Raw genomic sequence first — 23,415 nt, 5'->3', positions numbered from 1 at the left:
TTTATAAATTTTAATGGCGCAAAAGTAACAATTTAATCAAAAAAAACGCTCCCAATGGAGCGTTAAATATTGTTCAACAAGAGGTTTATCGTTGCAAGTTTTTTGCTTCGATACTCATTGTTGCGTGAGGAACGATTTTCAATCTTTCCTTCCCAATTAATTTGCCTGTTACTTTGCAAATTCCGTAGGTTTTATTTTCTACACGGAAAAGTGCATTTTTCAAATCACGAATGAACTTTTCCTGTCGAATCGCCAGTTGTGAGTTTGCTTCCTTAGACATCGTTTCGCTTCCTTCTTCAAAGGCTTTAAATGTAGGCGAAGTGTCATCAGTCCCATTATTCAAATCATTCATGTAAGCACTTTTAATCAAATCTAAATCTAATTGTGCTTTTTGAATTTTGTTTAAGATTATCTCTTTGAACTCTGCTAAATCAGCATCAGAGTATCTTGCAATTTCATCTACCATTTTTTATATTATTTTGAAATTAATATCATTGTTTTTATTTCGTCAAATTCAATTTCCGTACCGTTTTCTATTTCATCTACAAAAACCAAATCGCTGGTTAATGTTTCTGATTTTATATACGCTTCATTTTTAAGAATTGCCTCTTCCAAAAGTCCATTTCTTTTCAGTTGAACTTTAATTTTATCAGTAACTTCAAATCCTGAATCTTTACGGATATTCTGGATTCTGTTTACTAATTCTCTAGAAATTCCTTCTTGTTTTAATGCTTCAGAAATTGTAATGTCAAGCGCAACCGTTATTCCGTTAGAATTGGCTACTAACCAGCCTTCAATATCTTGTGATGTAATTTCTACATCTTCTAATGTTAAAGTTACGTTATTTCCTGCAATAACAACATCCAGGCTTCCTTCCTTATCTAATTGACTGATTTGCTCTTTTGAAAACCCTTGTATTTCCTTAGAAATCAAGCCCATATCCTTTCCAAAACGTGGTCCGAGCGCCTTAAAATTAGGCTTAATCTGTTTCACCAAAACACCGGAAGCATCATCCAAAAGTACGATTTCTTTCACGTTTACCTCTGCTTTTATAAGGTCAGAAATGGCTTCAATTTCAGCTCTCTGATTATCGTCAAGCACTGGAATCATTACCTTTTGCAAGGGTTGACGCACCTTTATCATTTCCTTTTTTCGGAGTGATAAAACCAATGATGAAATGGTCTGTGCTTTCTGCATTTTGCTCTCTAACATTTTATTAACATAGTTGTCAACCGAAATTGGAAACTCCGCCAAATGTACACTGTCGTACTTTTCCGTCTGTGTTGCTACAGTTAAGTCTCTGTAAAGTTTATCCATAAAGAACGGAGCGATTGGCGCACCCAACTTACTTATGGTTAACAAACAGGTATATAAAGTTTGATAAGCCGCTATTTTATCCTGCGCATATTCCCCTTTCCAGAAGCGTCTTCTACACAAACGAACATACCAGTTGCTCAAATTTTCTTGTACAAATTCAGAGATTGCACGAGCCGCTTTTGTTGGCTCATAATCCGCATAATAGCTATCAACATCCTTTATCAAGGTATTCAATTCCGAGATAATCCATTGATCAATTTCCGGTCTTTCTTTCAATGGAATTTCAGCTTCCGCAAAAGTAAAACCATCAATATTGGCATACAAACTAAAGAACGAATACGTGTTGTACAATGTTCCAAAGAATTTTCTGCGTACCTCAGCGATACCTTCTAAATCAAATTTCAAATTGTCCCAAGGATTCGCATTGGAAATCATATACCAGCGCGTCGCATCTGGGCCGTATTCTTTTAATGTTTCGAATGGATCTGCGGCATTTCCTAAACGTTTAGACATTTTTTGTCCGTTTTTGTCCAAAACTAGTCCGTTAGAAACTACATTTTTATAGGCAACTTTATCAAAAACTAATGTTCCAATGGCGTGCAAAGTATAGAACCAACCACGGGTTTGATCCACTCCTTCTGCGATAAAGTCAGCAGGGAAATCTTTGTTTTCGTCTATTTTATCTTTGTTTTCAAAAGGATAATGCCATTGTGCATAAGGCATGGAACCCGAATCAAACCAAACGTCAATCAAATCAGCTTCACGCTTCATTGGTTTTCCTGAAGCAGAAACCAAAGTAATTTCATCAACAACATTTTTATGTAAATCAACTAAATCATAATTTGTTTCCGCCATATTTCCAATTTCAAAACCTTTGAAAGGATTTTCTTTTTGGAAACCTGCAGCGATTGATTTTTCTATTTCGTTGTATAATTCTTCTACAGAACCAATCAGAATCTCTTCCGATCCTTCTTCGGTTCTCCAAATTGGCAATGGAATCCCCCAATATCTTGATCGCGACAAATTCCAGTCGTTGGCGTTTTTCAACCAATTCCCAAAACGACCTTCTCCGGTAGCTTTTGGCTTCCAGTTGATGGTTTCATTCAAGTCAAACATTCTGTCTCTAACCTCCGTGATTTTTATAAACCAGGAATCTAAAGGATAATATAAAATAGGCTTGTCTGTTCTCCAGCAATGTGGATAACTGTGCACGTATTTCTCAACTTTGAAGGCTTTATTTTCTTCTTTTAATCGAATGGCAAGTTCCACATCTATAGAACGTTCCGGTGCTTCACCATCGTTATAATATTCATTCTTTACATATTTGCCAGCATATTCTCCTACATGGGAAGTGAATTTCCCTTGCAAATCTACTAACGGAACCGGAGTTCCATTTTCGTCCAAAACTAACATTGGCGGAACTTCTGGCGTAGCTTCTTTGGCCACTTTTGCATCATCAGCACCAAATGTCGGCGCCGTATGTACAATTCCCGTTCCATCTTCGGTAGTTACAAAATCACCTGAAATTACTCTAAAAGCATTTTCTGGATTTTGATATGGCAATGCAAATTGCAACAATTGTTCGTATTTTATTCCAACTAAATCAGCTCCTTTGCATTCCGCAAGAATTTGGTAAGGAATTTTTTTGTCGCCTTCTTTGAAATTTTCAAAATCAGCTGGTTCGCTACTTTCGAAGAAACCTTTTCCAAATTGTTTTCCAACTAAATTCTTAGCCAAAATCAATGTTGCCGGACGAAACGTATATTGATTGAATGTTTTTACTAAAGCATATTCAATTCTAGGACCCACAGTCAAAGCCGTATTACTTGGCAAAGTCCAAGGTGTGGTAGTCCAAGCCAAGAAATAGATTTCGTCTAAATCTAAAGCTTCTAATTTGTAATGCTGTAAGTTTTTTGAAGTGATATAATCGTAAAACTTAGAAAATAATAATTCTTTATCTTCCTCAATCACTTTAAATTGCGCTACAACAGTCGTGTCTGTTACATCACGGTAACTTCCCGGCTGGTTCACTTCATGAGAAGATAATCCTGTTCCTGCTTTTGGAGAATACGGTTGGATTGTGTAGCCTTTGTACATCAAATCCTTGTTGTAGATTTGTTTCAAAATCCACCAAACCGTTTCCATATATTTGGATTTATAGGTCACATACGGATCTTCCATATCAACCCAATAGCCCATTTTTTCGGTCAAATCATTCCATACGTCAGTATAACGCATCACGGTTTTTTTACATGCTTCGTTGTACTCTTCGATGGAAATGGTCTTTCCAATATCTTCTTTGGTAATCCCTAATTCTTTTTCAGTACCCAATTCCACTGGCAAACCATGCGTATCCCAGCCCGCTTTGCGCTTCACTTGGAACCCTTTTTGAGTTTTATATCTGCAAAAAATATCTTTAATTGCACGCGCCATTACGTGGTGAATTCCAGGCAATCCATTTGCCGAAGGCGGACCTTCAAAAAACACAAATGGTAGGTTTCCTTCACGAGTAGTTACACTTTTCTCAAATATATTTTCTTTCTTCCAAAAATCAAGTACTTCAGACGCTACAGTTGGTAAGTCAAGTCCTTTGTATTCAGTAAATTTTGTGCTCATTTTATCCTTTTCTAAATCGAGGTGCGAAAGTAAGGAATTTTGAATAAAAGAAAGAAAAGAAGAGGAAAAATAGACGAAATTGGAGCGATAATTCGATAAAATGGAATCAAAATATCCTTTTATTGCTTCCTAAGAGAAAACTTCTTTTAAAACGTCTAATGATTTTGGTTTTTTAAAACCATCCAAATGAAAACTATAGTAATCAATGAGAATTCTTAAAACGATTTGTCTTTCAATGACATGGAATATTTTTTGGTCATTATCGAATTTTAAATCAATCAGTTTTTTGAATAAATTACTTTCATGTTCCGTGAGTGAACTGATGGCATGAAAGGGCGTAAAAACTCCTTCGTTCATTTCGAAAAAAGGCATATCCATATCAGAAATATCGGGGTAAAAGCCCAAATATTTTGTAGTTTCCAATAATAAAATCAGGTGGAAATTAGCGATTTCATCGTGATTGTCTAACCAATGCAAGGCTGTTTCTAAAAAAGTAAATAAATGCTCGTTTTTTTCTTCTTCGTGAATGGAATGGTGCAGCATTTCCGAAATGAACATCACGATCGTACTTTTATAAATATCCGAATGAATAGAATGAAAAGGAGAATCGATTTTTATTTCCTTAAAATTTTCTAAAGTACCCTTGTTCTTATGAACCGCTTCAATTTCGAGAATGGTCAATGGTTGAAAATAAGCAATTTTCTGATTGGACTTTCGACTCGAAAAAGCATCGCGAACAAAATAGGATTTCAAACCATGCGACAGCGTAAAGCATTTTACAATCAAGCTTTTTTCTTGAAATTTTAAAGACGAAAGGACGATGGCTTTGGTTTTAACTAGCACAATTTTAATTTAAAGATTGAAAATTTAAAGATTGAAAAAATCATTCTTCTAAATTACCTGATTATCATTACTTTTTTGACTTTGGTTTCTACTCCGTCTTGTGCCGAAATAAAAATCATATACACACCCGAAGCCACTTTGTATTTCCCAAAAGCGGTGGTATCCCATTCTATTGTTCCGCCTTCGGAAGTGGTTTCATAAACTAGATTTCCTTCAATATCGGTAATTTTAATATTGGCTTTATCGAGTAATCCAGCAATTTTTACGGTTCCTTGATATTCAGGCCGGACTGGATTTGGGTACACATACGCATTGCTTAAATCTTCATTGGCTGCAGTCGAAACTCCTTTGAAGGAAACTAAACCTTTGGCAGTGGCGATAAAAACTTCACCCGTTACACTATTGATATCAATATCGTTTATAACATTACTGGGCAAAGGGGAATTGCTGGTCGTAAAATGATATTTGGTTTCCTGGCCGTTGTACGACACTAAAAAAACACCGGAATCTGCTGTAGCAATCCATTTATTATTAGCTCCATCGACAACAATATCAGTAATAAATTGTTCGTATAATAATTCTTGCGCCAAGTTATCTTCTAAAATAATTATGGGATTGGTAGTCATTTGGTCTTCCGTTTGAAAACTTCCAACATTAGACAAAATTCGCAACCCTTTTGTAGTTCCTATCCAAAGTTGGTTTCTTGTATCTACTGCAACTACTCTTACATCAGCAATAGGCAAATTTCCTGTATCAGGCCCTGTGGTTATTTTTTTAAATTTATTATTACTTTCGTTAAAACCAACAACACCATCTCTATTTGTGGAAAGCCATTTGGTTCCGTTTTTATCAATTGCAATTGTTCCAAAATTATTATCAATTGGAGAATTCAGAATAGCGTCCATAGCGTAACTTTGCCATTGACCGGAAGATTTCAACACTTTCAATCCATTTTTTATTCTGCTGTTGGTCACCCAAAAATTTCCCGATTTATCAAATGCAGCTCCGTTTATTCGAATATCAATATAATTTGGCCCCGCAAAGGTTAATGACTCCAGACTGCTATTGGTTTGATTGTATAAAATTTTTGGCTCATCATTTTCAATTTTAAGCAATCCTGAAAAAAAAGAACTTGCATACACTTCATTTTCATTATTGGGATTAACCGTTATTCTGGTCATGGATTTAGCTCCTAAAACTTTCTCATACGGAATATTCAACCATCCTGTCGCGCTAAATTTACTCACACCGTAATTATCTAACTCATATGGATTATAATCTACGGTATAATCCCCATAAACGGTCCAAAGCGAATTTGATGTAGCTTGAAGCGCAAATATATTATTTCGTAAAGGCCCAATTGGAGTTGTATTTTCAAAAACCGAGGCTAAAGAAAGGGAAGTAGCAATCAATCCATTTTCTTGTGTCCCTATAAAAATGGTATCGCCTATTAGTGTCGCACAATTAAAGCTAGGAGTGCTTTCAGTAATTTGGTTTGTGTTAATTTGGCGTACCAAAGCCATTTGACTGTTGTATATATAAATGCTGTTTACTGTTGTAATTATCAAATAACCCGCGGTTGTTCTCACATCCAAAGCTGGTGATGAAAGCGTTAAATATCCTGTAAATATATTTGTATTCGCATTGTATTTATGAATGTATCCTGCAGCGTTAACGGCAAATAAATTGGCATCTAGCGTTGCAATACCAAACCAGTTTCCGGTGGCAATTGTTTCCCACTGACTAAAATCGACTAAGTTCTTATTACTAATATCAGCTCTTTTTATACCATTATTTGTAGCTGCATAAATAAATCCATTGAATAATATTGTTTGGTTCACTATTATTTCGGTGCCATTTGAACCGATAAAATAAGTGTCCCCAAATTGCATGGTAGCCAAATTGAATTGAACAATTCCAAAATCACAGGAAACATAAGCAATACCTTCAAATTCCATGAAGTGATTGATTTTTTTAATGTTTGAAGGAAGTTGTTTATTGATAATATCGACCACATTGAGCATCGTCCCATCAGCTTCATTGATGACTATTATCAATCCGTTTTCGTATCCTACAATTGTTTTATTGAATGTAGCGCTATAGTATAATGCTGAAATGGTTTCTCCGGAAAGCCCGTCAATAGTATTGGTAGTTTTAATCTGGCTTGTTGCTATATTTTTAGAAAATAAGGCGTTTTCTGAAGCGGCAAAAACTGAAGTTGCAGATTCTGAAATGTCTTTAATTTCATTGTAAGAGAAATATCCTTGCCACAACAGATTACTTTGGGCAAAACCCATTTGGATAAAAAGTAAAAGCAAAAAACATAAAACACTCTTTTTCATTATTTGCAGGAATATTGGTTTACAAATATAGAACAAACGAAAGTATTTGAATTTTGTTACGCAAAAAAAATGCCTTCTATCTTTAATATTGATAGGAGGCATTTAAATTATAATTAAACCTGATCTATACCACTCCTTGAGCTAACATAGCATCGGCTACTTTAACAAATCCAGCAATGTTTGCTCCTTTTACATAGTTCACATAGCCTTCTGAGTCTGTACCATATTTCTTGCATTGATTGTGTATTCCCACCATGATTTCTTTCAATCTGGAATCCACTTCCTCACTGGTCCAATTTAGACGAATCGAGTTTTGTGTCATCTCTAATCCTGAAGCTGCTACACCTCCAGCATTTGCTGCTTTACCTGGGGCAAAAAGCACCTTAGCTTTCAAGAAAAGTTTGATGGCTTCCAATGTACAAGGCATATTTGCCGCTTCGGTAACACATATAACACCATTTGCAATTAAATTTTTCGCATCTTCCTCATTCAACTCATTTTGAGTTGCACAAGGTATTGCAATATCAACTTTTACTTCCCATACGCTTTTCCCTTTGTGGAATTTAGCATTTGGATATTTTTCTAAATAAGCTTCAGCTCTGTTATCTCCTCTTGCTCTCAATTCAAGCATGAAGTCAATTTTCTCACCGGAGATTCCTTCCTCGTCATAAATATATCCATCGGGACCAGAAATAGTAACTACTTTTCCTCCAAGATCGTTTACCTTCAAGGCCACACCCCAAGCAACGTTTCCAAATCCAGAAATAGATACTCTTTTTCCTTTGATGTTTTGACCAATAGTATTCAGCATTTGTTCTGCAAAATAAACGACTCCATAACCTGTTGCTTCCGGTCTGATTAAAGAACCTCCATAAGCCAATCCTTTCCCCGTTAAAACTCCAGTAAATTCGTTTCTTATTCTCTTGTATTGACCAAATAAATATCCAATTTCTCTGGCTCCAACTCCGATATCCCCAGCAGGAACGTCTAATTGTGGCCCAATGTGTCTGCACAATTCAGTCATGAAAGACTGGCAAAAACGCATTACTTCTCCATCAGATTTTCCTTGTGGATCAAAATCAGACCCTCCTTTTCCCCCACCCATTGGCAAAGTGGTCAAACTATTTTTGAATACTTGCTCGAATGCTAAAAATTTAAGTACCGATAAATTTACAGTATGATGGAAACGTATCCCTCCTTTATAAGGTCCAATCGCTGAGTTCATTTGGATTCGGAAACCTCTGTTTACCTGAATTTCTCCTTTGTCATCTACCCAAGGAACGCGAAATATAATAGAACGCTCTGGTTCAGCTATTCTGAGCAGCAAATTTTTCCCATCATATTTTTTTTGCTCCGCAATAAATGGGATAACAGTTTCAGCAAATTCCCTAACAGCTTGAATAAATTCAGGCTCATTTGGATTTTTTGACTCAACAAGAGCCATAAATTGATTTATTTTATTTTCCATCTTGAAATACATTATTCAAACAAAATTAATATTAATAGTTTCCCCAAACACAATAATCACGTTTAAGAAAACGTTTTCGTTGGTATATACAAAGATACATTTTATAAAAATATTGAAGTCTATTTTTTCACTTTCTCGATAGAATTATCTTTTTATTAAGTAATTACAAAGAAATCTACTTTTCAATCATTGTTTTCAACGAAAACGTTGTAGTTTTCGTAACTATATTAAGATTTTATCTACTAAATCTTTTAATTTATAATTTAAATGATTGATGTTTTTATATATTTGTCTGGATTTGAAAATTTAACATCTAATGATCAAACAAACAATTCTTACTCTATTCCTGTTATTTGTTTTTTCAAATAATATCAATGCGCAATTTGGTTTCTCGCATGAAATAGGAATTATAGCCGGACCTATAGCATTTCAATCTGATTATGGGGAACGCCACGATTTAAGCACTAATTCTGGAAATACTGGTTTCGGAATTGGGATTATTCATTATCTAAATTTTTCTTACAAAGCAGAATGTAACTGTTATACTCCTGAAACATATTTTAACGATCATTTCAAATTAAGAACTGAACTATCCTATAACAAAACCGAATTGAAACATTTTGGAGAATGGGTAGCTCCAAGTAAAACTTCTCTTGGTGCTGATCAATTACGAGCAATGCAAGGAAGCACCGCAGTTACTAATATAGGAATGCAGTTGGAATATTTTCCATTAAGTATTAGGGATTTTACCTCACGAATTGGTAGTTTAGGTCCGTTTATAAGTCTTGGAGGACAATTTAGTTATTACGATGCCAAAGCCTCTTCAACAATGGGACCTTTAGGCACACCACTGACTACTTTTCCTAAATACTTAACTCCTACTGATGGCCGTCCTTATGGTTTTTCTACTGAAGGAGGATCTGTCTGGTCTATCGTATCAAGCGTAGGTACCCGTTATAAGCTAGCTCCTTTATCAGATTTGATGGTTGATTTAAGATTTCAATATTATTTTTCTAACTGGGTAGATGGTTTAAATCCTAACCCTGCAATTTACAAAGAGAACAAAGCAAACGACTGGTTAGTCTGGTTTAATGTGGGTTACATTTATTATTTACAATAGCCAATAAATTTTGTATAAAAGAAAGCTCCAATTCTAAAATTAGAATTGGAGCTTTCTTTTTTATGCCATACAGTTAAGCTAATGCTTGTTTCAAATCTTCAATTAAATCTTCGGCATCTTCTATACCTACGCTCAATCGTACCAGATCATCAGTAATACCAACCTCTTTTCGTTTGTCTTCAGGAATCGATGCGTGTGTCATTAATGCGGGATGATTCGCTAATGATTCTACTCCTCCAAGAGATTCTGCCAAAGTGAATACTTTTAGATTCTCTAAAAATTTAATAGCATCCTCTTTTTTACCTGAAACAAAAGTAAAAGAAACCATTCCGCCAAAACCACTCATTTGTTTTTTGGCAATTTCATGATAGGGATGGCTTGGTAACCCTGGATAATATACTGTTTTCACTTTTGGATGACTGTTCAAAAACTCCACCACTTTCCCTCCATTTTCACAATGTCTTTGTACTCGTAAATGCAAGGTTTTAATTCCTCTTAATACCAAAAAACTATCCATTGGTCCTAGTGTTGCGCCAGTTGCAAATTGTTGAAAATGCAATTGTTCACCAAGGGCTTCATCTTTTACAATCAAAGCTCCAGCAATAACATCAGAATGTCCACCAAGATATTTAGTAGCAGAATGCATCACGATATCAGCACCTAAATCTAAAGGTTTTTGTAAATAAGGTGTTGCAAAAGTATTGTCAACTGCAAAAATAATTTTATTCTCTTTGGTTATTTTAGCAATTTCTTGAATATCGGCTAATTTCATCAAAGGATTGGTTGGTGTTTCTACCCAAACCAATTTTGTATTTTCATTGATCAATGACTTGAATTTCTCCATGTCATTCATATCCACAAAATGGAATTTAATCCCTGAATCTTTATAAATACGGGTAAACATTCGATACGTTCCTCCATATAAATCGTCCATCGCAATGATTTCGTCACCTGCTTTGAAAGAACGCAAAATACAATCCGTGGCTGCTAATCCTGATGAAAAAGCCAATCCTCGGGTTCCATTTTCAATACTTGCAAAGGCATTTTCAAGCGCACTTCTGGTAGGATTTGCGGCTCTGCTGTATTCATAATCCGGATTTATCGGGTGTCCGGGACTTGTCTGCACAAATGTTGACGTTTGGTAAACTGGAGGCATCACTGCTCCTGTACTTGGATCATGGTGTTGACCACCGTGAATAACTTTAGTATTGAATTTCATAAGTTGAATTTTAATGCACGATTGTTTTACAAATTTACCTTTTAATTTATTCTAACCAAGCTGCAAGTTGATACCTTTGTATATAATTAACACTTTTGAAATGAAACACTTCATCCTTTTTTCCTTGTTACTTTTTTCTGTGGCGCGTTGTTCTAACGAATTGGTTTTTGAAGAGCAATCTTTTCAGAAAAAAACGACTTTGCCCTGCAAGGAAAATTGCCCTCAGATAACTGTAAAAATTCCATTTGCAAAGGATGTTCCCGTTGTTGCAGACAGCATCAATAAAAAAGTATTTTCAACACTGAAAGAAATTATTTATTTTGGTGAAAAACCATATACTTCTACTAATTATAATGGATTGTTAACTTCGTTTATTGATTCCTACGAAAAACTTCAGAAAGAATTCCCTAAAGATACTTTTGGTTGGGAAGGTAAAATTGAAGGAACTATAAAATACCAATCAGAAAGTGTTTTAAACATTGAAATCAAGCATTACACTTTTACAGGTGGTGCTCATGGCTATGAAGGATTGCGTTCGCTAATTTTTAATCCGGAGACGGGAAAATACATTCCAAACAATCAATTATTTATAAACAAGAATACTTTTATGGCTTTCGCCGAAAAAAAATTCAGAGCCAAATATAAAATCCCTGAAAACAAATCAATAAACGCAACGGGATTAATGTTTGAGGACGAGAAATTTTATCTTCCACAAAATATTTTTTATACGGATAAAGGATTGCTTCTCTATTACAATTCCTACGAAGCCGCATCTTATGCTGAAGGACCTAAAGAATTGTTATTGCCTTATACTGAAGTGAATGAATATTTGGCGGTTAAATAACAAAATGGTCTTCAAAAAATCAAAAATTATTTTAAAGACCAAATAGTTTTTTTTACGAATTACCTAGCCCCGATAGAAGCGGATATCCTTTTCCTTTTTTCTTTAAAAAGGAAAAGATAGGAGCGAATAGCGGGATTAAGCTCCCAATATTTATAGGAATAAATCCTAAATAAATTTTCTGATATTCATCATAATCCCAATGTGAAGCCCTTCATGAAAATTACTGAAAGCCATGGCATCTTCGGCATTTCTTAAAACGTGATCCCCTGTTGAAGTGGTATATTCCATGTAACTTTCGAAAATCTTGTTTTCGTAATCAACTTTCGTTTGATTTATAGTTTCATACAATAACGATTTAATTTCATCCACTTCGGCTTGTTTAGCAATGTGTTCCGGCTTGGTTCCCTTTTTATATTTCTCGACTAATTCATCAGAAACCATCATAGATAAACCAGAAAGTTTGTAAACTAATAGTTGTTGTGACACAATAATATGACCAATATTCCAAATCAGATTATTGCTGAATCCTTCCGGTATTGTATTGAGTTGGTCAAGAGTGTATCCCGATAGGAATTTTGAAACCATATTTCTGCTTGTAGTGCTGACGTCGAATAATTGATTCATTTTTTATTTTTTTGATAAAAATAATCATTTTCCGTATCAAATGATTTTTCTTTGCACAAAGAAATTGCTATTTACATGGACAAAATATATTATCTCGCTTCTTGCGACACCTGCAGGAAAATTATAAAATCATTACCTAAAGAGCATGATTTTAAATTTCACGACATCAAACAAGATCCAATTACCGTTGCCGAATTAGAACAAATGCGTGAACTTTCCGGAAGTTACGAAGCACTTTTCAGCAAAAAAGCGCAACTGTACAAATCAATGGATTTAAAAAACAAATCGTTGACCGAAGACGATTACAAGAAATACATTCTGGAGCATTATACGTTCTTGAGTCGCCCTGTTTTTATTATCAAAGACACCATTTACATTGGCAATACCCAGCAAAACATGTTGCAAGTAATGAAAGCTTTAGGATAGCCAAAAACCATTAAAACCAGAACAAAACCATCAGCAAATCACCTCTTTGGGTGTTCGATGGCTTTTCCTTATCTTTGACCTCTTTTAGAAAATTATATGATACAATCAATGACAGGTTTTGGTAAAGCAACTTTGCAATTACCAACCAAAAAAATCACGGTAGAAGTAAAATCCTTAAACAGTAAAGGTTTAGATTTGAATGTGAGAATGCCTTCGCTGTACCGCGAAATGGAATTGGGTTTACGCAACCAAATTGCACTGAAACTGGAAAGAGGAAAAGTAGATTTTTCTATTTTTATCGAAAGTACCGCTGAACAAACTTCGACGAAAGTAAATGTACCGATTGTAAAAGGGTACATTAATCAGTTGAGAGAAGTCTATGCCAATGCTGATGAAACAGAACTAATGAAAATGGCTATTCGCATGCCAGATACCATGAAAATAGAACGCGATGAAATCGATGAAAACGACTGGGTTCAAATCCAAACCGTTGTCGAAGAAGCGCTGCAAAACATCTTGAACTTTAGAAGAGATGAAGGGATGTCTCTTGAAAAAGAATTTCAATTGCGAATTGGCAATATTCGTCAATACATGACCGAAGCTTTGGCACTTGATCCAGAACGCGTTCAGGCGATAAAAGACCGTTTGCAAACTGCAATTTCAGAACTTAAAGTGAATGTAGACGAAAATCGTTTCGAGCAGGAATTGATTTATTATTTAGAAAAATTAGACATTACTGAAGAAAAAGTGCGTTTGACTAATCATCTTGATTATTTCCTTGAAACCATCAACGGAACTGAAGCCAATGGTAGAAAATTAGGTTTCATTACCCAAGAAATGGGGCGTGAAATCAACACGATGGGTTCTAAATCCAATCACGCACAAATGCAAAAATTAGTCGTTCAGATGAAAGACGAATTGGAAAAAATCAAGGAGCAGGTATTGAACGTATTGTAAGAACATATTAGCTAAAGACACGATTCATAGCGACTTTATGCATAAAAATAGGACATTCATTGCGACTATAATTAAACAACAACATGAGCACAGGAGGAAAATTAATCGTTTTTTCGGCACCATCAGGATCTGGAAAAACTACCATAGTTAGGCATTTATTGAGCAAAGAAGATTTGAATCTTGAATTTTCTATTTCGGCAGCGACACGCGAAGCACGTGGCGAGGAAGTAAGCGGAAAAGATTATTACTTTATGTCATTGGAAGAATTTAAAACGCATATCAAAAACGAAGATTTTGTAGAATGGGAAGAAGTCTACCGCGATAATTTCTACGGAACCCTGAAAAGTGAAGTAGAACGCATTTGGGCCAAAGGAAAAAACGTGATTTTTGATATTGATGTATCTGGAGGATTGCGTATCAAGCATAAATTTCCGGAAGAAACTTTAGCCGTTTTCGTGAAACCACCAAGCGTGGATGAACTAAAAAGGAGACTAAAAGAACGTTCTACCGAAAGTGAAGACAAAATCAATATGCGTATTGCTAAAGCTTCTGTAGAACTGGCAACAGCACCACAGTTTGATGTTATTATAAAAAACTACGATTTAGATATTGCTCTTGAAGAAGCGTATCAATTAGTAAAGAATTTTGTAAAATAGACAAAGGTGAATAGTGAGAAAAAGGCATTCTCTATTCACCTTTTACTTCTCACCTTTCACTATCCACTAATATGAAAATAGGATTGTATTTCGGAACGTTTAACCCCATTCATGTTGGGCATCTCATCATTGCCAATCACATGGCCGAGCATGCCGATTTAGACCAAGTATGGATGGTGGTTACGCCACACAATCCTTTGAAGAAAAAAAGTACTTTACTCGATGATTACCATCGTTTGCAGATGGTACATCTTGCTACCGAGGATTTCCCAAAAATCAAACCTTCGGATATTGAGTTTAAATTATCGCAGCCCAATTATACCGTAAACACTTTAGTTCACTTACAGGAAAAATTTCCAACTTACGAGTTCTCCTTAATAATGGGCGAAGACAATTTAAAATCTTTGCACAAATGGAAAAACCACGAAGCAATACTGGCACATCATGAAATTTATGTCTATCCTCGACTTTCAAGTGAAGCAGAGAACCTAATGTTTAAGGACCACCCAAAAATTCATATGATTGATGCACCGGTTGTCGAAATATCATCCACATTTATTCGAGATAATATCAAGAAAGGCAAAAATGTGCAGCCTTTGCTACCTGGGAAAGTTTGGGAATACATTGACCATAATAACTTTTACAAGAAGTAATAATATCATTTTAATCAATTTTTCTCAGGACACTTTTCTGGTCTGGTTGAGCGCAGTCGAAACCTTTTTTTAATTCAGCTGTCAGCAAGAATCTCGACTGCGCTCGATTTGACATAAAAACTATAGTGTTTTATGAGAAAACTACTTCAACACCTTTTTCAATTCTGCTCCAATATTCTCAAAAACAGTACTCAAATTATCGTTTTTACCCGATAATAAAAACACTTCCGTACTTGGCATTTGCTTGCTGTTCCATAATAATTGTACTCTTTTTTCTGCAATAAAATGCTTTGCATTTATATCCCAAACTACCCCTATTCCAGTATTTCTAGAAAGTATTTCCAGCATTTCATATTCGGATGGAATGATATAATTAGGAACCATAGAAGGTCTTTTTTTATTGAAAACATGCAACCAAAATAACTTAATATGCGGAATTTGTGCATTATGACTGAACCATTTTTGATCATTGAGCCAATGTTCGAGTGCCGTGAAATCTTTAATTTTGATATTAGATTTTAATTCGGAGTCATCTATATTATTTGAACCTACTATAACCTGTTTAATTTCACCTACCTTTTTCTGAATGGTGTCAAACGTATCGAATTTTTTAGTTACAATAGCAAAATCAAGTTTTTTAGAATCAACCAATTCAAAAAGAGCATCATTTTCATGAAAGCTAAAATCAATAAAATCAAATTTAGCAATCAAACAACTTCCCAAGCTGCTCATTAAATGTTTCGAAATACCAATTGAAATTAATCGATTGGCATTAAACGCTTTGGCACGAAAACCATTCTCCACGTTTTCTAGTCGATCTAAGGCTTCAATGATTAAATTATTGAGTAACTTAGCGTATTCCGTTGGTTCTACACCTTTCGACTTTCGATTGAAAAGTTTATATCCCACATGTGCTTCTAACATTGATATTTGCTGACTTACAGCAGGTTGACTAATAAATAATTCTTTGGCAGCCAAAGAAAAATTCCCGTTTTTGTAAACCGATTTAAAGGTTCTGTACCATTCGAGATTGACCATGATATAAATATATTTATCACAAACATAATTTAAATTATTTTTACTAATAGCATATTCGCCCTAAATTTGTACAAACAAAATCAGTCATGAAGAAAATTGTATTATTTGCCATTGTAGCATTAACCGTAAGTTGCATAACCGCAACTGCACAAAAAATAAATAAAAAAGGCATGAAAAAAGTATTATTTGTGGTTACCAGTCACGATAAATTGGGTAACACAGGAGAAAAAACAGGATTTTGGACTGAAGAATTAGCGGCACCTTATTACGCTTTGGCTGATAAAGGAATCCAAATTGATATTGCAACACCACTGGGAGGGCAACCGCCTATTGATCCAAAAAGTGAAGACCCATCAGCTGCGACAGAAGACACCAAAAGATTTGACAGCGACACTGTGCTTCTTGCTAAACTAAAAAACACAAAAAAATTATCGGATGTAAATCAAGCAGATTATGACGCCGTTTTTTACCCAGGAGGTCACGGTCCACTTTGGGATTTAGCCGAAGATAAAACTTCAATCGCATTGATTGAATCTTTTTACACACACAATAAACCTGTTGGCTTTGTTTGTCATGCTCCTGGAGCTTTGAAAAATGTAAAAGTAAATGGGGAATTTTTAGTGAAAGGTAAAAAAGTAACCGGATTCTCTAATACAGAAGAGGAAGCAGTGGGTTTGACTAAAGTGGTTCCATTTTTATTAGAAGATGTTTTACAAAATAACGGCGCTACGTATAGCAAAGTTGCTGACTGGCATCCATATGCCGTTGAAGATGGATTATTAATTACAGGACAAAATCCAGCTTCCTCTAAACTTGTGGCTGAGAAAATATTAAATCAATTAAACGCAAAAAAATAAACATGTTAAATTTCGAATTATACAATCCTACGAACTTAATTTTTGGTAAAGGACAAATAGAAAAACTAGCAACACTAGTTCCAAAAAATACTAAAATATTATTGGCTTATGGAGGTGGAAGTATCTTTAAAAATGGGATTCACGAGCAAGTTCGTAAAAGCTTGGAAGGGTTTGATGTAATTGAATTTGGAGGTATCGAAGCCAACCCTCATTTTGAAACTTTGATGAAAGCAGTAGAAATCATCCGTGCCGAAAAAATTAATTTCATTCTTGCCGTTGGTGGAGGAAGTGTAATTGATGGTGTAAAATTTCTTTCGGCAGCAGCAAATTTTGAAGGAAATCCAATCGATATTCTTAAAAAAAGAATCCTTTTTAGAGATGTAACTAAAGTCGTTCCTTTTGGGACAGTTTTGACTTTACCGGCAACGGGAAGCGAAATGAATTCTGGCTCTGTGATTACGATTGAAACTACGCAGGAAAAACTAGACTTTGGCGGATCTGCTTTGTTTCCAAAATTCTCTATTTGTGACCCAACTGTAATAGCCTCTTTGCCAAAAAGACAATTACAAAACGGCGTTGTTGATGCTTACACACACGTTTTAGAACAATATTTAACCTATCCGCACGAAGGATATCTCCAAGACCGAATAGCAGAGAGTATTCTGCAAACTTTGATTCAAGTTGGTCCAGACGTAGTTGAAAATCCTACGGATTATGCGTTAGCCTCTAACTTTATGTGGAGTTGTACGATGGCTCTAAACGGATTAATCCAAAAAGGTGTTCCTTCGGATTGGGCGACGCACATGATTGGACATGAATTGACCGCTTTGTACGGAATCGATCATGCCAGAACGTTGGCAGTTGTAGGTCCAAATTTGTACCGAGTAATGTTTGAAACCAAAAAAGGAAAATTAGCACAATACGGAAAACGTATTTTTAATTTGACAGGAAGTGATGATGAAATTGCTAATGAAGCTATCAACAAAACAGTGGAATTCTTTCACATAATGGGAATGCAAACGAAATTATCTGATTATACAAAAGACTTTGAAAAAACGGCTGATTTTATTGTAACCCGTTTTGAAGAGCGAGGTTGGAAAGCCTTGGGTGAAAAACAGAACATTACTTTAGAGAAAGTACAGTCTATTGTAGAAATGAGTTATTAATTCAAATAATACTGATGCTGATTGACATTGGCACAAATAAAAAGGCGTTCTCATTTTATAATGGGGACGCCTTTTAAAATACTAAAACAAAACCAACTAATTCAATTTGCATTATATTTGTTAAATGATTAATTTATAATCATATAGAACGCAAATTGAATATATATATTGTGTTAAAAATAAAAAAAGTAAAATTATTTTTTATCGCTTAGAATTATCTCCTTTTGAAAACTCTTAGAATGCCCATTTCTTGTTTCAATTTTATTTGTATAATCACTACTTTTTTAAGTACTTTTGATTAAATTTAATAAAAAAATGACCGAAAACATAAAATTTGCAGTAATTGGCGGAGGAAGTTGGGCAACAGCGATTGCAAAGATGCTATGTGTAAATCTTTCGGAGATTTCGTGGTATATGCGTAATGAAGCTGCTATAGAACACATTAAAACCTACAAACACAATCCAAATTATCTAAGTTCTGTTGAATTTGATGTCAAAAAACTGAAACTCACCAGTGATATCAATGAGGCTGTGGGGTATGCTGATTATATCATTTTTGCAATTCCATCTGCTTTTTTGGATGCTGAATTAGAAAAATTGACGGTTTCACTGAAAGACAAAATCATTTTTTCGGCAATAAAAGGTATTGTTCCCGAAACGAGTTTGATTGTAGGCGAACATTTCCATGTTAAATATGACATTCCTTATTATAATATAGGTGTGATTACCGGACCTTGTCACGCAGAAGAAGTAGCTATGGAGCGATTGTCGTATCTGACTATTGCCTGTGGCGATGATGAAAAAGCTAAAATTGTTGCTAAAAATCTATCTGGAAATTATATTAAAACGAAGATTACAGATGACATTATAGGAACTGAATATGCTGCCATGCTAAAAAATATTTATGCAATTGCAGCCGGAATGGCTCACGGATTAGGTTATGGCGACAATTTCCAGTCCGTATTGATGAGCAATGGGATTCGGGAGATGAAAAAATTCATTAAAAAGGTCCATAAAATGAAACGTAACATTAATGATTCGGCTTATTTAGGCGATTTATTGGTTACGGGATATTCTGTATTCTCCAGAAACAGAATGTTCGGGAATATGATTGGTAAAGGCTACACTGTAAAATCAGCTATGATGGAAATGAGTATGGTTGCCGAAGGTTATTATGCTGCAAAAAGCGCTTATAAACTAAATCAAGGATACGGAGCCAAAACTCCAATTATAGATGCCGTTTATGAAATTTTGTACGGAGGAAAAGATGCTAAAACTGTTTTTAAGGCTCTAACTGATAAATTAGATTAGTAAAGTAGAAGTATTCCTTCAAGTCTAACAAAAAACAAAGGCACTAATCTACATAAAGATAGTGCCTTTGTTTTTTATAATTATTTTAATTCGGCTTGAAACCAAAATAGATTTACCTCACAATAACGCCGTCAACGAATAAAATAGGTACTTCTTCCACAAAATCCTCATGGATGGAATGCGCCTTGAAAATGAATTTTTTGTCATGCAATTTATCTCCTATGAAATAAGTCAACATAAATTCATTATTAAGTGCCAAAACACTTTTTTCTATCATTTCTATTTTCATTACTGAAACTGGCGGTACTTCTACAAAAGCATGACGCAAAAGAGATGTTTTTTTCATTTCACCGTCTATGGTTCCAAAAGCTTTGGAAACGACCATAACACTTTCTATAAGGTAATCACTATCGTTTATTAAGTAGGCATACCATACTTTTTCCATGAAATCGTCACTCCATTCCTGAACTGCAGCAAGGAATACGTTTTCTACTTCGGGGATGATGATGTCGGATTTCATGTCAATGGAAAGAACGAAGTAACCTCTTCATTCATTATTAATTATTGTTTCATATTCAACTAACTGTATTGTAAACCTCAAGCCCTATCCCAGATGGAAACGGCATCCTTTTTCTGGCTTTTTTAGACAGAAAAAGATATAGTGTACAGCTGGAAATAGCTCCTAAAAACGCAAAATTTAAAAATCGTCAGAGCTTTTTTGTTCCTAACAATGCCTAAATACTTGATTTAAATTGCTCCAAGAAACGAACGTCATTTTCGTAGAACATACGTATATCGCCAATTTGATACAACAACATGGCAATTCTTTCGATTCCCATACCGAATGCAAAACCGTTGTATTCGTCAGGATTGATGCCACAGTTTTTCAAAACGTTAGGATCAACCATTCCGCAACCCATGATTTCTAACCAACCGGTCCCCTTAGTGATTCTATAATCGGTTTCCGTTTTTAGACCCCAATAGATATCAACCTCAGCGCTTGGTTCCGTAAATGGAAAATAAGACGGACGTAAACGGATTTTTGATTTTCCGAACATCTCTTTGGTGAAATATAAAAGCGTTTGTTTTAAGTCGGCAAAAGAAACGTCTTTATCAATGTATAATCCTTCCACTTGGTGAAAAATACAGTGAGAACGAGATGAAACAGCTTCATTACGGAAAACTCTTCCCGGAGAAATCGTACGAATAGGTGGTTTATTTTCTTCCATGTAACGCACCTGAACGGATGATGTATGCGTACGCAATAAAATATCCGGATTAGTTTGTATGAAAAAGGTGTCTTGCATGTCACGAGCCGGATGGTATTCCGGTAAGTTTAATGCGGTGAAATTATGCCAGTCGTCTTCGATTTCCGGACCTTCAGAAACATTGAAACCAATATTTGAAAAGATATCAATAATTTGATTTTTTACCAATGAAATAGGGTGACGAGAGCCAATAGTTATTGGTTCAGCCGAACGTGTCAAATCCCCATAAAAGCCTTTGATTTCTTCTTTACTTTCTAAAGCTTCCTGTATGGTTTTTACTTTTTCTTCGGCAGACGTTTTAAGCAAATTGATTACTTGTCCAAATTCTTTCTTTTGTTCATTAGGAACATTTTTGAATTCAGCGAAAAGATCTTTTAAAAGCCCTTTGCTTCCAAGAAATTTAATTCGGAATGCTTCTAAATCTGCTATGTTTTGCGTTGAAAAAGCTTGTGCTTCGCCAATATATTCTTTTATCTTGTCTATCATTTTCATTCAATAATTGAGAGTGCAAAATTACAAAATTTGTTTTAGGTTTCCCGTTTAAAGTTTAAAGTTTCCTTGCTAAATTGTTAGATTGCTTTTAACTCCTGTTTTACATCTTTCTAACCCACATAAGAGATATAAGTTGATTTACGTGGGCATTTTAACTAATTACTAAAAACGGCGCAATAAACATTAATCTATCAGTTCTCGTTCCAGAAAATAATTCACAATTGCTTCTTTCATCAAAACCGATTGTTCTCCTGCTTTAAGTGGCGGTAGTTCTTCTTTTACTTTATAATGTGGCCATCCTTCTTCATCAAAAAACTCAAATTCATAGAATCCGTAAGGTTCTAATAACCTGCAAATCGCGATGTGCATCAGGTTTAATTTTTCATCTTTCTTGTATTCGCTATGTACTTTTCCGAGTTCTTGTACGCCAATAAGATAAATAATAGCGTCGAGATCTAAATCCTCTCCTTGAGAAAATTGATTTGAAAGTATATTTACAAGCTCTTCCCAGCGTTCTTTAAGTTGTGTGTCTCTTGACATTTTGTTGAATTATGAATTACGAATTATGAATTATTACCTCATAAACCATAAAATTATTTTGACAAAGATAAGAACTTGAAAATTGGCAATTGATACCAAACAATTCTTTTATATTTGCACTTTTATTTTTACTAAATTTATTATTATGGGATTTTTGGATATCGTTTTGGGTGGATTACTAGCCTATACATTTTACAAAGGAATTAGAAATGGGCTTTTTGTAGAATTAGCTTCTTTAGTATCACTAATAGTTGGGATTTATTTTGCCATAAAATTTTCTTCACTTATAAAAGGAATGTTGGCAGGATTTGTTCATTGGAATCCTTATACCATTCAGGTGATTGCTTTTGTGCTCACTTTTATCCTTGTAGTAATTGGAATATCATTATTGGGCAAATTCCTTACCGGAATAGCAGATTTTGCTTTTTTAGGTTGGCTGAATAAACTTGGTGGCGGTTTCTTCAGAGTGTTGAAAACAGTTTTGATATTAGGAATTGTATTCGCTGTTTTTGAAAAAATAAATTATCACAATTTTATAGCCAAAAAAGAAACTTTGGATAAATCGCTATTTTATAATCCAGTCCAAAAAACAGCTGGTTTTATGTTTCCTTCAATAAAAAAATGGTACGTAAAGGCAAGCAAATAGTGGTCATTTTTTGAGTAATCAGTTCTAAATCCGTTATGTTTATTTTCGAATTAATTAGACACATGCAACTTTAAAAAATAATAGTCCAGTTTAAACCATGGGCTGTTATTTTTTAACTTTTGAAAAAATGTACTAACCAGACGATTTTATTTAGCATCACAAAACACTAAAAACTAAGCATACCTACTTCACTTCCTTTATAGCATTACTCTCAATCCAACCTTCAGTTCCATCAGTTAATTGTATTTTTTTCCAATTTTCTAATGTTTCCTGCACAAAGACTTTGGTTCCTTCATGCAATACAAAAATAGCAGCACCTGCTTTTTGGGGCTCACTTTTTACTTCCGTAATTTCAGCAAAAACAATAGCCGGTTTCTCATTATCAAAATGACTTTTTTCGAAAATTGCCGATAATACGCTTATTAAAATCAGGAAAATAAACACAAACATTCCAAAAAAGAAAATTCGCTTTGTAACCGTAATTTGCGAAAAATAATACCCAATAAAAAACAACAAGAATACAGTTGCCAAACCTACTGCAATCCATGCCCAAGTATTATAATGATAAGCTCCTGTAAAATCACGCAACAGTTTTCCAAAACCAACTTTAGGGACTACTTTAATTTCATCAATCGTTCTTTTTTGAGCGAATTTCAAATTGTTAATTGCATCGTTATTATTTGGATTTAAAACTAATGCTTTTTCATAATTGTAAATGGAAGGTGCAACTTTATTCAATTTATAATAGGCATTCCCCAAATTAAAATACAATTCAGAAGAATATTTATTGTCTTTCAAAACACTTTCGTAAGCAGCAACAGCCTCATTGTATTTTCCTTTTTCATAAAAGGCATTCCCTTTTTCAAAGCCGTTTTGGGCAAAGAAAACTTGAGTTGAAAGTAAGAGTATGTATAGTATATTTTTCATTTCTATTTTATTTACCCGAAGGCACTACTTTATTTTTTTGCCATAAAAACACAAATCCGAAAAGTTAATTAACTCAATAATTTCT

General features: G+C 34.6%; 22 protein-coding genes. 10 read left to right on the top strand and 12 right to left on the bottom strand.

Translation table 11 applies throughout. The features are described 5' to 3' along the window. Nucleotides 1-85: 85 nt before the first annotated feature. The 5 genes from T410_RS05305 to gdhA form a co-directional block, all read right to left on the bottom strand. Nucleotides 86-466: a TraR/DksA C4-type zinc finger protein gene (locus T410_RS05305; protein WP_035669231.1), complete on the bottom strand. Its 381-nt coding sequence runs from the start codon at nucleotides 464-466 to the stop codon at nucleotides 86-88. Nucleotides 467-474: 8 nt separating this feature from the next. Beyond that, nucleotides 475-3,933, bottom strand: a complete 3,459-nt coding sequence (gene ileS / locus T410_RS05300) for an isoleucine--tRNA ligase (RefSeq protein ID WP_035669229.1) — start codon at nucleotides 3,931-3,933, stop codon at nucleotides 475-477. A 129-nt stretch (nucleotides 3,934-4,062) separates the two neighbouring features. After that, entirely contained in the window at nucleotides 4,063-4,776 is a 714-nt protein-coding gene (gene recO, locus T410_RS05295; protein WP_035669228.1) for a DNA repair protein RecO, read from the bottom strand. A 53-nt stretch (nucleotides 4,777-4,829) separates the two neighbouring features. After that, nucleotides 4,830-7,118, bottom strand: coding sequence for a T9SS type A sorting domain-containing protein (locus T410_RS05290; RefSeq protein ID WP_035669226.1), 2,289 nt, complete (start codon nucleotides 7,116-7,118; stop codon nucleotides 4,830-4,832). A 124-nt stretch (nucleotides 7,119-7,242) separates the two neighbouring features. Then, the gene (gdhA, locus tag T410_RS05285) at nucleotides 7,243-8,586 is read right to left on the bottom strand and encodes an NADP-specific glutamate dehydrogenase (RefSeq protein ID WP_035669224.1); all 1,344 of its coding nucleotides are present in this window, start codon (nucleotides 8,584-8,586) and stop codon (nucleotides 7,243-7,245) included. A gap of 316 nt (nucleotides 8,587-8,902) precedes the next feature. Between gdhA and T410_RS05280 the strand changes: the two genes are divergently transcribed. Continuing rightward, on the top strand, nucleotides 8,903-9,706 hold the full coding sequence (locus T410_RS05280; protein ID WP_035669222.1) for a hypothetical protein: 804 nt from the start codon (nucleotides 8,903-8,905) through the stop codon (nucleotides 9,704-9,706). Between the two features lie 73 nt (nucleotides 9,707-9,779). On the opposite strand, the gene T410_RS05275 is transcribed toward T410_RS05280, so the two are convergent. Further along, nucleotides 9,780-10,925 (bottom strand): cystathionine gamma-synthase, encoded by a 1,146-nt coding sequence (locus tag T410_RS05275; protein WP_035669220.1) that lies wholly within the window; start codon nucleotides 10,923-10,925, stop codon nucleotides 9,780-9,782. A 100-nt stretch (nucleotides 10,926-11,025) separates the two neighbouring features. On the opposite strand from T410_RS05275, the gene T410_RS05270 reads away from it, so the two are divergent. Next, nucleotides 11,026-11,769 (top strand): DUF3298 and DUF4163 domain-containing protein, encoded by a 744-nt coding sequence (locus tag T410_RS05270; RefSeq protein ID WP_035669218.1) that lies wholly within the window; start codon nucleotides 11,026-11,028, stop codon nucleotides 11,767-11,769. Between the two features lie 165 nt (nucleotides 11,770-11,934). Here the strand turns inward: T410_RS05270 and T410_RS05265 are convergent, their stop codons facing one another. Continuing rightward, the gene (locus T410_RS05265; RefSeq protein ID WP_035669216.1) at nucleotides 11,935-12,393 is read right to left on the bottom strand and encodes a DinB family protein; all 459 of its coding nucleotides are present in this window, start codon (nucleotides 12,391-12,393) and stop codon (nucleotides 11,935-11,937) included. A 75-nt stretch (nucleotides 12,394-12,468) separates the two neighbouring features. Here T410_RS05265 and T410_RS05260 point away from each other — a divergent pair, with 75 nt between their 5' ends. From T410_RS05260 to nadD, 4 genes are all read left to right on the top strand, one after another. Then, nucleotides 12,469-12,819, top strand: a complete 351-nt coding sequence (locus T410_RS05260; RefSeq protein WP_035669214.1) for an arsenate reductase family protein — start codon at nucleotides 12,469-12,471, stop codon at nucleotides 12,817-12,819. A 96-nt stretch (nucleotides 12,820-12,915) separates the two neighbouring features. Further along, the gene (locus T410_RS05255; protein ID WP_035669213.1) at nucleotides 12,916-13,776 is read left to right on the top strand and encodes a YicC/YloC family endoribonuclease; all 861 of its coding nucleotides are present in this window, start codon (nucleotides 12,916-12,918) and stop codon (nucleotides 13,774-13,776) included. Between the two features lie 83 nt (nucleotides 13,777-13,859). Further along, a complete protein-coding gene (gene gmk / locus T410_RS05250; RefSeq protein WP_035669212.1) occupies nucleotides 13,860-14,432 on the top strand; it encodes a guanylate kinase in 573 nt (190 codons plus the stop codon). A gap of 71 nt (nucleotides 14,433-14,503) precedes the next feature. Next, complete coding sequence (nadD, locus tag T410_RS05245) at nucleotides 14,504-15,085, top strand: nicotinate (nicotinamide) nucleotide adenylyltransferase (protein WP_035669211.1); 582 nt, start codon at nucleotides 14,504-14,506, stop codon at nucleotides 15,083-15,085. 141 nt (nucleotides 15,086-15,226) lie between these two features. Here the strand turns inward: nadD and T410_RS05240 are convergent, their stop codons facing one another. After that, the gene (locus T410_RS05240) at nucleotides 15,227-16,123 is read right to left on the bottom strand and encodes a LysR family transcriptional regulator (RefSeq protein WP_035669209.1); all 897 of its coding nucleotides are present in this window, start codon (nucleotides 16,121-16,123) and stop codon (nucleotides 15,227-15,229) included. An 86-nt stretch (nucleotides 16,124-16,209) separates the two neighbouring features. On the opposite strand from T410_RS05240, the gene T410_RS05235 reads away from it, so the two are divergent. The 3 genes from T410_RS05235 to T410_RS05225 all read left to right on the top strand — a co-directional run bounded on the left by T410_RS05235 (nucleotide 16,210) and on the right by T410_RS05225 (nucleotide 19,457). Next, a complete protein-coding gene (locus T410_RS05235) occupies nucleotides 16,210-16,980 on the top strand; it encodes a type 1 glutamine amidotransferase domain-containing protein (protein WP_035669207.1) in 771 nt (256 codons plus the stop codon). A gap of 2 nt (nucleotides 16,981-16,982) precedes the next feature. Then, nucleotides 16,983-18,146: an iron-containing alcohol dehydrogenase gene (locus T410_RS05230; RefSeq protein ID WP_035669205.1), complete on the top strand. Its 1,164-nt coding sequence runs from the start codon at nucleotides 16,983-16,985 to the stop codon at nucleotides 18,144-18,146. A 315-nt stretch (nucleotides 18,147-18,461) separates the two neighbouring features. Continuing rightward, complete coding sequence (locus T410_RS05225) at nucleotides 18,462-19,457, top strand: NAD(P)H-dependent glycerol-3-phosphate dehydrogenase (RefSeq protein ID WP_035669203.1); 996 nt, start codon at nucleotides 18,462-18,464, stop codon at nucleotides 19,455-19,457. Between the two features lie 112 nt (nucleotides 19,458-19,569). Here T410_RS05225 and T410_RS05220 read toward each other — a convergent pair whose 3' ends face one another. From T410_RS05220 to T410_RS05210, 3 genes are all read right to left on the bottom strand, one after another. Then, a complete protein-coding gene (locus T410_RS05220; protein WP_035669201.1) occupies nucleotides 19,570-19,977 on the bottom strand; it encodes a hypothetical protein in 408 nt (135 codons plus the stop codon). Between the two features lie 214 nt (nucleotides 19,978-20,191). Next, nucleotides 20,192-21,211: a phenylalanine--tRNA ligase subunit alpha gene (gene pheS, locus T410_RS05215; protein ID WP_035674135.1), complete on the bottom strand. Its 1,020-nt coding sequence runs from the start codon at nucleotides 21,209-21,211 to the stop codon at nucleotides 20,192-20,194. Between the two features lie 189 nt (nucleotides 21,212-21,400). After that, entirely contained in the window at nucleotides 21,401-21,757 is a 357-nt protein-coding gene (locus T410_RS05210) for a hypothetical protein (RefSeq protein WP_035669199.1), read from the bottom strand. Nucleotides 21,758-21,902: 145 nt separating this feature from the next. On the opposite strand from T410_RS05210, the gene T410_RS05205 reads away from it, so the two are divergent. Continuing rightward, nucleotides 21,903-22,403, top strand: coding sequence for a CvpA family protein (locus tag T410_RS05205; protein ID WP_035669197.1), 501 nt, complete (start codon nucleotides 21,903-21,905; stop codon nucleotides 22,401-22,403). Nucleotides 22,404-22,586: 183 nt separating this feature from the next. On the opposite strand, the gene T410_RS05200 is transcribed toward T410_RS05205, so the two are convergent. Beyond that, nucleotides 22,587-23,330: a tetratricopeptide repeat protein gene (locus tag T410_RS05200; RefSeq protein ID WP_035669195.1), complete on the bottom strand. Its 744-nt coding sequence runs from the start codon at nucleotides 23,328-23,330 to the stop codon at nucleotides 22,587-22,589. Between the last annotated feature and the right edge of the window lie 85 nt (nucleotides 23,331-23,415).

Source organism: Flavobacterium sp. 83, assembly GCF_000744835.1.
GTDB lineage: Bacteria > Bacteroidota > Bacteroidia > Flavobacteriales > Flavobacteriaceae > Flavobacterium.
This window is presented reverse-complemented; position numbering and strand designations above follow the sequence as displayed.

Bases quoted from the DNA above. Each gene is read 5' to 3' on its own strand.
- T410_RS05210 (WP_035669199.1), bottom strand. From the start codon at position 21,757: ATGTCAAGAGACACACAACTTAAAGAACGCTGGGAAGAGCTTGTAAAT.
- gdhA (WP_035669224.1), bottom strand. From the start codon at position 8,586: ATGGAAAATAAAATAAATCAATTTATGGCTCTTGTTGAGTCAAAAAAT.
- T410_RS05240 (WP_035669209.1), bottom strand. From the start codon at position 16,123: ATGGTCAATCTCGAATGGTACAGAACCTTTAAATCGGTTTACAAAAAC.
- nadD (WP_035669211.1), top strand. From the start codon at position 14,504: ATGAAAATAGGATTGTATTTCGGAACGTTTAACCCCATTCATGTTGGG.
- T410_RS05260 (WP_035669214.1), top strand. From the start codon at position 12,469: ATGGACAAAATATATTATCTCGCTTCTTGCGACACCTGCAGGAAAATT.
- T410_RS05290 (WP_035669226.1), bottom strand. From the start codon at position 7,118: ATGAAAAAGAGTGTTTTATGTTTTTTGCTTTTACTTTTTATCCAAATG.
- T410_RS05225 (WP_035669203.1), top strand. From the start codon at position 18,462: ATGACCGAAAACATAAAATTTGCAGTAATTGGCGGAGGAAGTTGGGCA.
- gmk (WP_035669212.1), top strand. From the start codon at position 13,860: ATGAGCACAGGAGGAAAATTAATCGTTTTTTCGGCACCATCAGGATCT.
- T410_RS05255 (WP_035669213.1), top strand. From the start codon at position 12,916: ATGATACAATCAATGACAGGTTTTGGTAAAGCAACTTTGCAATTACCA.
- T410_RS05305 (WP_035669231.1), bottom strand. From the start codon at position 466: ATGGTAGATGAAATTGCAAGATACTCTGATGCTGATTTAGCAGAGTTC.
- T410_RS05200 (WP_035669195.1), bottom strand. From the start codon at position 23,330: ATGAAAAATATACTATACATACTCTTACTTTCAACTCAAGTTTTCTTT.
- T410_RS05275 (WP_035669220.1), bottom strand. From the start codon at position 10,925: ATGAAATTCAATACTAAAGTTATTCACGGTGGTCAACACCATGATCCA.
- ileS (WP_035669229.1), bottom strand. From the start codon at position 3,933: ATGAGCACAAAATTTACTGAATACAAAGGACTTGACTTACCAACTGTA.
- T410_RS05280 (WP_035669222.1), top strand. From the start codon at position 8,903: ATGATCAAACAAACAATTCTTACTCTATTCCTGTTATTTGTTTTTTCA.
- pheS (WP_035674135.1), bottom strand. From the start codon at position 21,211: ATGATAGACAAGATAAAAGAATATATTGGCGAAGCACAAGCTTTTTCA.
- T410_RS05235 (WP_035669207.1), top strand. From the start codon at position 16,210: ATGAAGAAAATTGTATTATTTGCCATTGTAGCATTAACCGTAAGTTGC.
- T410_RS05230 (WP_035669205.1), top strand. From the start codon at position 16,983: ATGTTAAATTTCGAATTATACAATCCTACGAACTTAATTTTTGGTAAA.
- T410_RS05270 (WP_035669218.1), top strand. From the start codon at position 11,026: ATGAAACACTTCATCCTTTTTTCCTTGTTACTTTTTTCTGTGGCGCGT.
- T410_RS05205 (WP_035669197.1), top strand. From the start codon at position 21,903: ATGGGATTTTTGGATATCGTTTTGGGTGGATTACTAGCCTATACATTT.
- T410_RS05220 (WP_035669201.1), bottom strand. From the start codon at position 19,977: ATGAAATCCGACATCATCATCCCCGAAGTAGAAAACGTATTCCTTGCT.
- T410_RS05265 (WP_035669216.1), bottom strand. From the start codon at position 12,393: ATGAATCAATTATTCGACGTCAGCACTACAAGCAGAAATATGGTTTCA.